This window comes from Mesorhizobium sp. M0968 (genome assembly GCF_040319065.1).
Lineage (GTDB): Bacteria > Pseudomonadota > Alphaproteobacteria > Rhizobiales > Rhizobiaceae > Mesorhizobium.
Window position 1 is genome coordinate 353,768 of record NZ_JAMYNL010000003.1, and the last position, 10,619, is coordinate 364,386.

Sequence of the window (10,619 nt, forward strand, 5' to 3'; positions counted from 1 at the left end):
GTTTGGCGAATGAAAGACGGAAGACATGGGATTACAGGAAAACAAAAGAATTTCAGGAGGCCGACCGCAGGATAGTCAGGCAATGATTACGGTGTAACTGCCGTCCAATCAGACACCGCTTCAACCGCGGCTGGACTTTAGGTCGGGAGCGACGCTCAGGGCTTGGGATCGGCCTTGAGGTAGGCGATGACATTGGCGATGTCGTCGTCGCTGGTCAGGCCGGAGAAGGCCATTTTGTTGCCGGGGACCTTCTGCCGCGGCGCGCGCAGGTATTCGGCGAGGTTTGCTTCGTCCCAGACCAGGCCGGCGGCCTTCATCCCCTGCGAGTAGCGGCTGAGATAACTGTCCGCGGTGCCGGCGGTGCGGCCGACGACACCCAGCAGATGCGGGCCGACCTTGTCGTGGTCGCTCGTGGCCTCATGACAGGCCATGCATCTGTTGAAGACTTTCTTGCCGAGAGCGGCATCGCCGTCGGCATGCGCGGCAAGAGCGCCGGCGATGAGGAAAGCAGTTGCAGATGAGATGGCTCGAAGCATGGGAACTCCCCGACGGCTCTGGCTGTGAGGTTCTGAAATAGCAAGCAGGCCTTAAACAAGCGCCGCACGATGGCGCGATTGGCGAACGAATGTCGGCCGGGAGGTCGGATGAAGGCAATAGCGCTGGTCAGGTTCTGGTGAAGCCGATGAAATCGTCGGGCACGGCGCGGCCCATTTCCTCTTCCCAATGGCGGCGGCAGAGCGAGACATAGACATCCTTGTCGATCGCCACCTGTTCGCCCTGTTTCGCCACCTTGCCGTCGGCGCCGAGGCGCACCACCATCGTCGCCTTGCGGCCGCAACGGCAGATGGTGCGCACCTCGCGCAGGTCGTCGGCGATTGCCAGCAGGGTGCGCGATCCGGAAAACAGCTTGCCCTGGAAATCGGTGCGCAGGCCGTAGCACATGACCGGGATGTTCAGCCGGTCGGCGATGCGGGCGAGTTGCCAGACTTGCTCCTCTTCGAGGAACTGCGCCTCATCGATGAAGACGCAATGGACCGTGGCGTGGTCGTGATGCTCGGCGACCCGGGCGAACAGGTCGTCGCCGTCGCGGAACATCTCGGCTTCCGTCTCCAGGCCGATGCGCGACGAGATCAGCCCGGTATCGCCCTTGCGGTAGTGGCCGGCGATGAACAGCATCGTCGTCATGCCGCGCTCGCGGTAATTGTACGAGGCCTGCAACAGCATCGTCGTCTTGCCGGCATTCATCGTCGCATAATGGAAGTACAGCTTGGCCATGCCGTCCTTTTAAGCCGAGTTGCAACAAAGCGGGGAGGGGGAGCGCCTACATTCCACCGGGAAAAGACGACTTCCATCCGGAAAGCGGCGGGCGTGTCGCTGATCGGCCAGCCTGCGCCGTTGTTCGTGATTGCCTTAGTGCTTGAAACCGCAGCAGAATGATGTTTGGCTGACGGAACAAAGGCGGAGATAAAACCGTCGCGTCGCTTCACCGAGAACTGAAATGGGAGAATTTTCATGTCGCGTATGAGTTCATTCGTCGCCGGCCTCGGCCTGGCGGCTTTTCTATCCACGACTGGGGCCTTCGCCGGCGATCCGGAAAGCTGCAAGACGGTGCGGCTGTCCGATGTCGGCTGGACCGACATCCAGGCGACCACCGGCGTCGCTTCGGTGCTGCTCACGGCGCTCGGCTACGAGCCGCAGGTGATCCAGCTTTCGGTGCCGGTGACCTATGCGTCGCTGAAGAACAAAGACCTCGACGTGTTCCTCGGAAACTGGATGCCGTCGATGACCAACGACATCAAGGACTATGCCGCCGAAGGCTCGGTCGAGACCGTCAGCGAAAATCTCAGCGGTGCCGGCTACGGCATCGTCGTTCCGACCTATGTCGCCGATGCCGGTGTCAAGACGCTGACCGATCTCGGCAAGTTCAAGGACAAGTTCGACGGCAAGATCTACGGCATCGAGGCCGGCAATGACGGCAACCGCATCATCCTCGACATGATCAAGGATCCGAAGACCAATCTTGAAGGCTTCGAACTGGTCGAATCTTCCGAGGCCGGCATGCTCACCCAGGCCGAGCAGTCGATGAAGAACAATGAATGGATCGCCTTCCTCGGCTGGACGCCGCATCCGGTGATGGGCGCCATGAAGATCACCTATCTCGAGGGGATGGGAGATAGCGGCTTTGGTGCTGCCACCGTGCATACCAACGTACGCAAGGGCTACATGAGCGAATGCCCGAACGCCGGCAAGTTCATCGCCAATCTGAAGTTCAACCTCGACATGGAAGGCGAGATGATGGACGCGATCCTGAAGGGCGGCGATGCCAATACGGTCGCGACCGACTGGCTGAAGAAGCACCCGGACGCGGTCGCTCCCTGGATCGCCGGCGTCACCACCTTCGACGGCGGCGATGCGGCGGCTGCGGTGAAAACGGCGCTCGGAAGCTGACCCGACCATCTGGCATGACGAGACAAAGGGCAGCCACGGTAGAAATGGCTGCCCTTTTTCATATCCTGTGACAAGATGACCGTCCGGCGAAGGACGGCGCCGGCAGAAGAGGGGCTAGATGGATCCGATCTCCAAATTCCTGGTCAGTTACAAGATTCCCATCGGGGCATGGGGGAAGGCGTTTTTCGGCTTTCTCACCGACAATTTCGACACCATCTTCAGGGCCTTTTCCAACAGCCTCAACTTCCTGCTCGACGGCATCGTCGACGGGCTGCTGTTGCTGCCGCCGGTTCTGCTGATCGCGCTGATCGCTCTGCTCGCCTATTTCCTGCAGCGCTCGAAAGGCCTGGCTTTGGCGGTATTCATCGGATTGCTGTTCATCCTCAACCAGAACCTGTGGAAGCAGACGGTGGAGACGCTGGTGCTGGTGGTCGCCGCCGCCGCCGTGTCGATGGCCATCGGCGTGCCGCTCGGCATCTGGGCCGCGCACAAGCCGAAGGTGTATCGCGTCATGCTGCCGGTGCTCGACCTGATGCAGACATTGCCGACCTTCGTCTACCTGATCCCGGTGCTGACCCTGTTCGGCCTCGGCAACGCGCCCGGCCTGATCGTCACCATCATCTTCGTCATCCCGACCTCGGTTCGGCTCACCCATCTCGGCGTCACCTCGGTGCCGAAATCGATCGTCGAGGCGGGCGAGGCATTCGGCGCCACCAAGCGCCAGCTGCTGTGGAAGGTCGAGCTGCCTTCAGCGCTGCCGACCATCATGGCTGGGCTGACCCAGTCGATCATGCTGTCGCTGTCGATGGTGGTGTTCGCCGCCCTGATCGGCGCCGGCGGCCTCGGTACGGAAATCAACCGGGCGCTCGGTTCGCGCAGGATCGACCTCGGGCTTGAGGCAGGGCTCGCCATCGTCGTGCTCGCCATCGTGCTCGACCGGATGACGCGCATCGGCGTGGGAGGCAAGAAATGACCGTCGCCGTCGATTTCAGGAATGTCGACATCGTCTTCGGCGCCGACCAGGCAGGCTCGCTGGCGCTGATCGACAGTGGTGCCACCCGAGCCGAGATCCTCGAAAAAACCGGCAACGTACTGGGCTGCGCCGGCGCCAGCCTCACCGTGAACGAGGGCGAGATCTCGGTGCTGATGGGGCTTTCCGGCTCCGGCAAATCGACGCTGCTCAGAGCCGTCAACCGGCTGAACGTCGTCTCGCGCGGCCAGGTGCTGGTCAAGGATGGCGACGGCACGGTCGACGTCGTCACCTGCGACGAGGCGACGCTTCGGCGGCTGCGGCAGAAACAGGTGGCGATGGTGTTCCAGCAGTTCGGCCTGCTGCCGTGGCGCACGGTGGAGGAGAATGTCGGCCTTGGCCTCGAGCTCGCCGGCGTACCCGAAGCCGAGCGCAAGGAGCGGGTGAACAGGCAACTGAAGCTGGTTCATCTCGACCAGTGGTCGAAGAAATATGCGCATGAGCTGTCCGGCGGCATGCAGCAGCGCGTCGGCCTGGCGCGCGCCTTTGCCACCGAGGCGCCGATCCTGCTCATGGACGAGCCGTTCTCGGCGCTCGATCCGCTGATCCGGACCAAGCTGCAGGACGAGTTGCTGCAGCTCCAGGCCGAGCTGAAGAAGACCATCATCTTCGTCAGCCACGACCTCGAGGAGGCGCTGAAGATCGGCACCCATATCACCATCATGGAAGGCGGGCGCATCGTGCAAACAGGCGCGCCGGAAGACATCGTGCTGCGGCCCGCCAACGACTATGTCCGCGACTTCATCGCCAATGTGAACCCGCTCTCGGTGCTGACCGCGTGGAACGTCATGCGCGACCGACGCGACCTCGAATATGGCGAGAACGGCTGGGTGTGGCTCGACCGGCGCAGGACGACGCGTTTCAAGATCGACGAGCATGGGCTGGTGGCGGCGGCCGAGCGCGACGGCAAGCCGGCGGTCTGGGTGTCCTGCGCCGATGTCGAAGCCCAGCCGGAGGAGACGGCTCAGGTATTCTGGGCCAATCCCGGCACCTCGCTGAAGACCGTGATGCTGGCCATGCATCGCTCGCAGACCGCACCCGTCGCGCTATTCGACGAGCAGTCGCGCTTCGTCGGCGCCATCGGCGTCAGGGATGTGTTGAGCGCGGTGCTGCGAAGATAGTTTTTCTCCTTGGGGAGAGAACCAAGACCAAACGCCGAGTTCTGTCGCGCCCCCCTCTGTCCTGTCGGACATCTCTCCCACTTGGGGGGAGATCGGCGGCTTCGCGGACGGCTCTCACATTCCAACGTTTGTAATTGGCGATATCGGCGATGACGGCCAATCTCCCCACCTGTGGAGGAGGTGTCCAGCAGAACAGAGGGGGCGCGAAGGAACGCCGGCTTAGCCCGATACGCAAGCTAAACCGCCAGCGGCAGGCGCAGCTCCGTCATCAGGCCGCCATCGGGATGGTTGGACAGGCTGACTTCGCCGCCGGCGCTACGGGCGATGTTGCGGGCGATGGTCAAGCCGAGGCCGAGGCCGCCGGTCTGACGGTTGCGCGACTGTTCCAGGCGCACGAACGAGCCGAACACGGCGTCGAGCTCGGCTTGCGGGATGCCCGGACCCTCGTCATGGATCGCCAGCGTGATTGTCTTGCCTGATTGACGCAGGCTGAGACGCGCCCTCTTGCCATAGGTCACCGCGTTCTGGACGAGGTTGGTGACACAGCGCCGTAGCGCGACCGGCTGCGCGACGCAGATCAGGCCGCGCGAGCGCGCGTCCTCATTGTCGAAGGAGACCTCGTCGAAGCCGTCGGCGATCGATTCTACCAGCGACCAGAAATCGATCCTCTCGCTCTTCTCCTCGGTCACCTCGAAAGTGGCGAAGTCGATGACCGAGCTGGCAATGCCTTCGATGTCGGCGAGGTCGTGCGCCAGTGCGGCGCGCACGGACGAATTCCTCAGCAGTTCGAGGCGCAGCCGCATCCTGGTCAACGGCGTGCGCAGGTCGTGCGCCAGTGCGGCGGCAAGATGCTCGCGGTCCTCGACGTAGGCGCGCAGTCTTGCCTGCATGGCATTGACCGCCTTTGCCGCGGTACGCACCTCGCGGCTGCCGCTCTCGGCGATCGGCGGGCTCTTCAGGTCCTCGCCGATCCGCTTCACCGCGGTCTCCATCATCCGGTAGGGCGCCGTCAGCCGGCGCAGCGACCAGATCGAGGAAGCCACCACCAGCCCGGCGATCAAGGCATAGAGTGGCAGGCTATCGAAGCTCAGTATCGGCCCGGCCGGCGTGTTCGGCTCGGTGAAGTTCAGCCATTGGCCGTCGGCAAAGCGAAGCGAAGCGGTCAGCTTGTCGCTCTGGGCGAAATCGGCCGCCAGCACCAGCAGGTCGCGCTCGACCTGGCCAATATCGGGACCGGCGACCGTCCCGCCGGGAGCGTCGGCTTCGTGCGTTGCCGGGTCGCGGCGGACCCGCGCGTCGGTGATGCCGAACTTCGATAGCCGGCCGACCAATATGTCCTCCAATTCGGCCAGCTCGTCGTCGCCGGCTATCGAGGAAGTAACGGCGGGCGTGTTGGAAACGGTGAGCGCATAAGTGGCGTTGAACAGGCCGGACGCCGTCGCCTTGCGCTGTTCGGGGGTGGCGTCATGCATCAGCTGTACCAGCGAGAAGGCGCGGTCGTTCAGCCGGTAGAGATCGACGACGTCATTGGCGGCGGCACGGTCGCGCGAAACGATGTAGAGGGTCGCGATCTGGCTGATCAGCAGGCCGGCTATGACGATGAGCAGCACCCAGACCGGCAGTGTTTGCGGCAGAATACGTCTCATTCGGCGGTCGTCTCAGGCAGGAACTGGTAGCCGCCGCTGCGCACAGTCAAGATCAGCTTCGGCGTTTTCGGGTCATCCTCCATCTTGCGCCGCAGCCGGCTGACCAGAATGTCCACGCTGCGGTCGAAACTGTAGCCGCTGTCGCCGCCGGACAGCTCGATCAGCTGCTCGCGGCTCAGTACGCGTTGCGCGCTCTTGACGAAGGTCTGCAGTAGATTGAATTCGGCCATCGTCAGCTCGATCCTGACGTCGCCGGGCGCCATCAGCCGGCGGCGCGAACAGTCCATCGTCCAGCCGGCGAAATGGTATATCTGCCGCGAGGCCGCGCGTCGCGGTTCGGCGGCGCCATTGCGTCTCAAGACGGCACGAATGCGTGCGAGCAGCTCGCGCGGATCGAAGGGTTTCGGCACGTAGTCGTCGGCACCCATCTCCAGCCCAACCACGCGGTCGGTAGTTTCGGTAACCGCGGTCAGCATGATGATCGGCGTCGAATAATTGGCGCGCAACTCGCGGCAGAGCTCCAGCCCGCTCTTGCCGGGCAGCATGACGTCCAGGACGATCAGGTCGACCTGGGCGCGGCGCAGGATGGTCTCCATCTCGGTGCCGTCGGCGGCGACCGATGTATGCAGCCCTCGCTTCTGGAAAAATTCCTGAAGCAGGTCGCGAATGCCCTTGTCGTCGTCGACGATCAGTATGTGGGGGTCGGATTTCACAGGGAACCTGTCATTTGTGGATCGCCCAAGCGCTGCTTCGGCTGTCAGCCAGACGATAGAATTCAGGCCATAAGTTGGCCAGTGGAGATCGGCGGCCCGATCCGGGCTGCCCAGAAACAATCCAGAAACAAAATTCTACAATCCGGAAAAACTGCCGAAAAAAATCAAAGGCATAAGTGGTGCCGTGGCGGTCAGGTCATCGGCTGCGACACGCGTTACGGGATTACGGACAGACCAATGCAAAGGTTCTCGATCAGTCTGATGGGTGCGTTGCTTTCCATTTCGCTCGTCACGGTCGCGGTCGAACATGCCGATGCAAAACTGGCCGATGCGAAGGTGGCCAATGCAAAGGCGGCCGATGCAAAGGTGGCGACCACCCGCAGCGAGCGTTGCATCGATCTGAACCGCCAGTTTGACGAAGCCCTCGAAACCCATGCCGCGGCAACGCAGGTCACCGCGGCGAAAGCACTTCAAAGAAAGGGAAACCGGTTCTGCGCCAACAAGAAACAGGCACAGGGAATCCGGATGCTCGCGAACGCTTTGAAGCTGCTTGGAGTGACACCGATCGATCCCGTTCAGTGACACTCAATCCGATCTGCACAAAAAGGAAGTGAAGCCATGAAAAAGTCCCTCCTCTCCGCCCTCGGTCTCGCCATCGCGCTGGCCGTCTCGATGCCGGTTCTCGGCGCCAGCAGCGCCAATGCCGCGACCACCACCCCGGCTGCGACGACAACGACGACCGCTGCGCCGGCCAAGGCCGTGAAGAAGGTCGCTGCCAAGAAGACCGTCAAGAAGCACAAGAAGCACGCGGTCAAGGCAGCTCCGAAGGCCTGATCAAGCGACATCTTTCTACCCTATGAGAAGACCGCTCCAGTTGCGATTTGCCTGGAGCGGTCGTCTTTTTTGTTGCGTGCATACAATAGGGCCAGTCCCGGCCCACACCGCCCAGGTGAACGCCAGCCGGCAGTTCCCACATAGGCACGGATTTGTGAACTGCGCTCGCCGGCAAGCCGATCGCGCGCGGTTGAATGGACGACCGCTTTTGCCCATGTCAAAATGACCGCAAAGCTGTCGTACGCAATTGCCGGTCCAATGCCTGAAATCACGACAAAACCCCGTACCGGCACGAAGCCGAAGGTCGAACGGCCGAAGCTCTACAAGGTCATCCTGGTCAATGACGATTTCACGCCGCGCGAGTTCGTCGTGACGGTGCTGAAGTCCGAGTTCAAGCTCAGCGAAGACCAGGCGCATAGGATAATGATCACCGCGCACCGGCGCGGCGTCTGCGTTGTCGCCGTCTTCACCAGGGATGTCGCCGAGACCAAGGCGGCGCGGGCAACCGATGCCGGCAAGGCCAAGGGCTACCCGCTGATGTTCACGACGGAGCCGGAGGAGTAGGGCGGTTCGCTTTCTTCCTTCTCCTCTTGTGGGAGAAGGTGGCCGAGCGAAGCTCGGTCGGATGAGGGGTGTTCCAGCTTGGCAAGGACGGCACTCCGTCCAGCACCCCTCAACCGTCTTGGCGCTGCGCGCCAATCCACCTTCTCCCACAAGGGGAGAAGGATAAACCGCGTTACCGCCCTTCGCGGTACCACATCGAGCCCATCGCCAGAAGCAGCAGGCCGAGGCCGAGGAAGCCGCCGAACAGCGGCACGCGCGAGACGGCCTTGAGTACGCTGTCGTCGGTGGTGCGCAGGCCGATCCAGTCATCGCCGGAGGCAGCGCCCGAGGAACGGACCGGGACTACGGATGGCAGCGTGACGGTGCTGGTGAGAGTGCCAAGTGCTGAGGCCGGCGCCAGCCGGCGAACACTGCCGCCGGTTGCCTCAGCCGGTGGTTTCAGCCGGTTCTCGGTGGAGACGACGTCGGTGAATTCCGGGGCGTTGACCGGCCCGACATGGGCCAATGCCGTCAGGTCGCCATTGCCGACCTGATAGAGACCGATTTCGTTGGTCTCGACGCTGCCGAGGAAGACGCCTGGTTCGGATTTCTCGAGCCTGACGATCAGTGCCTTGCCGGACGGCGTGATGACTTGTGCCGGGCCGGGGTCGTCGCTCATCGTCTGACGGCGGATTTCAAGCACCATGCCGCGGCCGTCGGCGGTCAGCCGCTCTTCCTCGAGTTCGGGCTCCTTCATCAGCCAGTGGGCGATACGCCGGTAGAGCTGGACATGGGGGCCGCCGCCCTCGAAGCCGCGCGCCCACAGCCAGCCCTGGTCGGACAGAAGCATGCCGACGCGGCCTTCGCCCTTGCGATCGAGCAGCAGCAGCGGCCGGTTGTCGGCACCCTTCATCACCACCTCGCCCTCGGGGTTCTCGACGCCGATGGTGCGGAACCAGCGGCTCCAGTGCGGCGGCTCGGTCGCGGAGCCGTCGAGCCCACGCGTTACCGGATGACGCTGGCCGGTATCGGTGAGACGTGGGTAGAAGGCCTTGTCGATGACCTCGCCGGTCGGCATTGCCGGCAGTGCCGACATCAGCGGCGTGCGGGCGATCGAGCTTTCGCCGGCATATTCGGGGCCTGCCGCGATCAGCAGCGCGCCGCCCTTTTCGACATACTCGGAGATGTAGTCGTAATAGAGGATCGGCAGCACGTCGCGGTGCTGATAGCGGTCGAATATGATCAGGTCGAAATCCTTGATCTTCTCGACGAACAGCTCGCGCGTCGGGAAGGCGATCAGCGACAATTCGTTGATCGGCGTGCCATCCTGCTTTTCCGGCGGGCGCAGGATGGTGAAGTGCACGAGGTCGACCGAAGCGTCGGATTTCAGCAAATTGCGCCAGGTGCGCTCGCCGGCATGCGGTTCGCCGGAAACAAGCAGCACGCGCAGATTTTCGCGGATGCCGTCGATCAGCGCGATGGCGCGGTTGTTGGTGTCGGTGAGTTCGCCCGGCTCGTGGTTGATGGCGAGTTCGACGATGTTGCGCCCGGCGCTGGGAATGGTCACCTGCAGCGGCATCGCCTGGCCGATGTTGGCGTGCTCGACCGATACCTGCTCGCCGTTGACCGATACGCGGACATCGACCGGGCCGGTTTCGTTGTTGGTGGCGATGACGCGATAGGTCATGTCGAGCGGCTTGCCAACGAGGCCGAAGCGCGGCGCATTCTCGAAGCGGATGCGGCGGTCCTTCTCATGCTCGTTGCCGGTAATCAGCGCGTGCAGCGGGGCATTGAAATCGGGTGCGCCGGGCGGCGCGTCATGCACCTCGCCATCGGTGATCATGATGGCGCCGCCGATGCGCGATGGCGGCACGTCGCGGAAAGCATTTTCGAGCGAGGAAAACAACCGCGTCTCGGTGCGCTCGTCAGCGGCTTCGGACTTGCCGGCTTCGACGACACGGACGTCGAACTGCTTGAAGCGGCCGAGACGCTGCTGAAGCCCGGCCAACGCCGCGTCAGTCTGCTTGGTGCGGTCGCCGATATCCTGGCTCTGACTGCGATCGACGACGACGGCGACAATGCTTTTCAGCGGCTCACGTTCTTCGTCGAGGAACACCGGATTGAGCAGCGCCGCCGCCAGGGCAATCAGGGCTGCCAGGCGGAAGACCGCGCCGCGCTGGCGAAACCAAAGGCCGACCAGCGCCAGCAGCAGCAGCGGCACCAGAACCACTGCGAGCAGTGGCCAGGTGATGAGCGGTTCGAAGGAGAGCGACCAGTTCATAGT

11 protein-coding genes are annotated in these 10,619 nt (G+C 63.0%); 6 read left to right on the plus strand and 5 right to left on the minus strand.

Annotated elements, in window-relative coordinates; genetic code table 11:
* Positions 1–155 precede the first annotated feature (155 nt).
* On the minus strand, positions 156–536 hold the full coding sequence (locus NKH67_RS07180; RefSeq protein WP_352469717.1) for a c-type cytochrome: 381 nt from the start codon (positions 534–536) through the stop codon (positions 156–158).
* 127 nt (positions 537–663) lie between these two features.
* Positions 664–1,275: a thymidine kinase gene (locus NKH67_RS07185; protein ID WP_352469718.1), complete on the minus strand. Its 612-nt coding sequence runs from the start codon at positions 1,273–1,275 to the stop codon at positions 664–666.
* Between the two features lie 237 nt (positions 1,276–1,512).
* Between NKH67_RS07185 and NKH67_RS07190 the strand changes: the two genes are divergently transcribed.
* From NKH67_RS07190 to choV, 3 genes are all read left to right on the plus strand, one after another.
* On the plus strand, positions 1,513–2,448 hold the full coding sequence (locus NKH67_RS07190; RefSeq protein ID WP_292660734.1) for a choline ABC transporter substrate-binding protein: 936 nt from the start codon (positions 1,513–1,515) through the stop codon (positions 2,446–2,448).
* 118 nt (positions 2,449–2,566) lie between these two features.
* Positions 2,567–3,421 (plus strand): choline ABC transporter permease subunit, encoded by an 855-nt coding sequence (gene choW / locus NKH67_RS07195; RefSeq protein WP_254819158.1) that lies wholly within the window; start codon positions 2,567–2,569, stop codon positions 3,419–3,421.
* A complete protein-coding gene (gene choV, locus NKH67_RS07200; RefSeq protein ID WP_352469719.1) occupies positions 3,418–4,599 on the plus strand; it encodes a choline ABC transporter ATP-binding protein in 1,182 nt (393 codons plus the stop codon). The genes choW and choV overlap by 4 nt, the downstream gene beginning before the upstream one ends.
* A gap of 236 nt (positions 4,600–4,835) precedes the next feature.
* Here choV and NKH67_RS07205 read toward each other — a convergent pair whose 3' ends face one another.
* A complete protein-coding gene (locus NKH67_RS07205) occupies positions 4,836–6,245 on the minus strand; it encodes an ATP-binding protein (protein WP_352469720.1) in 1,410 nt (469 codons plus the stop codon).
* Positions 6,242–6,958: a response regulator gene (locus NKH67_RS07210; RefSeq protein WP_352469721.1), complete on the minus strand. Its 717-nt coding sequence runs from the start codon at positions 6,956–6,958 to the stop codon at positions 6,242–6,244. The genes NKH67_RS07205 and NKH67_RS07210 overlap by 4 nt, the downstream gene beginning before the upstream one ends.
* Before the next feature lie 237 nt (positions 6,959–7,195).
* Between NKH67_RS07210 and NKH67_RS07215 the strand changes: the two genes are divergently transcribed.
* The 3 genes from NKH67_RS07215 to clpS all read left to right on the plus strand — a co-directional run bounded on the left by NKH67_RS07215 (position 7,196) and on the right by clpS (position 8,356).
* Complete coding sequence (locus NKH67_RS07215) at positions 7,196–7,540, plus strand: hypothetical protein (RefSeq protein WP_352469825.1); 345 nt, start codon at positions 7,196–7,198, stop codon at positions 7,538–7,540.
* Positions 7,541–7,576: 36 nt separating this feature from the next.
* The gene (locus NKH67_RS07220; protein ID WP_352450529.1) at positions 7,577–7,792 is read left to right on the plus strand and encodes a hypothetical protein; all 216 of its coding nucleotides are present in this window, start codon (positions 7,577–7,579) and stop codon (positions 7,790–7,792) included.
* A gap of 258 nt (positions 7,793–8,050) precedes the next feature.
* Positions 8,051–8,356, plus strand: a complete 306-nt coding sequence (gene clpS / locus NKH67_RS07225; protein WP_352469722.1) for an ATP-dependent Clp protease adapter ClpS — start codon at positions 8,051–8,053, stop codon at positions 8,354–8,356.
* A gap of 172 nt (positions 8,357–8,528) precedes the next feature.
* Here the strand turns inward: clpS and NKH67_RS07230 are convergent, their stop codons facing one another.
* Complete coding sequence (locus NKH67_RS07230; RefSeq protein ID WP_352469723.1) at positions 8,529–10,616, minus strand: hypothetical protein; 2,088 nt, start codon at positions 10,614–10,616, stop codon at positions 8,529–8,531.
* Between the last annotated feature and the right edge of the window lie 3 nt (positions 10,617–10,619).